Origin of the sequence: Methylobacterium sp. GC_Met_3 (assembly GCF_026540775.1) — a bacterium.
GTDB lineage: Bacteria > Pseudomonadota > Alphaproteobacteria > Rhizobiales > Beijerinckiaceae > Methylobacterium.
Genome location: NZ_JALNUL010000192.1, coordinates 1 through 461, shown reverse-complemented (window position 1 = coordinate 461; position 461 = coordinate 1). Strand labels below are relative to the sequence as shown.

The window sequence follows — 461 nt, the reverse complement described above, 5'->3', positions numbered from 1 at the left end:
TTGTCGGCCAGCACGACGCGGCAAGTCGGTAGGCGTTCGAGCATCAGCGCGCCGGCCTTGCAGTCAGCGACCTGCCCGCCGGTTAGCAGAAAGGCGAGCGGGCGGCAGGCGCGGTCGGTGAGGGCGTGGATCTTGGTCGTGCGCCCGCCACGCGAGCGGCCGATGGCTTGGTTCTGCTCCCCCCTTTACCCCCGGCGGCGCAGCGGTGGGCCTTCACGGCGGTGGAGTCGATCAGCACCTGGGACGGCGGGCCGCCGGCTTGCGCCAGCGTCTCGAACAAGCCGACCCAGACCCCCTTGGCCGCCCAACGCACGAAGCGGTTGTAGAGCGTCTTCTTCGGCCCGTAGACCTCCCGTGGCGCGTCTGTCCAGCGGCCGCCGGATTTGAGCACGTGGACGATACCACTGATCACGCGTCGGTCGTCCACGCGCTCCTTGCCCCGCGTGTCGGTGGGCAGGTGC

1 pseudogene is annotated in these 461 nt (G+C 70.3%); it reads right to left on the bottom strand.

The window, feature by feature from the left end:
- Positions 1 to 457, bottom strand: a pseudogene (locus OXS27_RS32465) (IS5 family transposase); the annotation flags it as partial.
- Between the last annotated feature and the right edge of the window lie 4 nt (positions 458 to 461).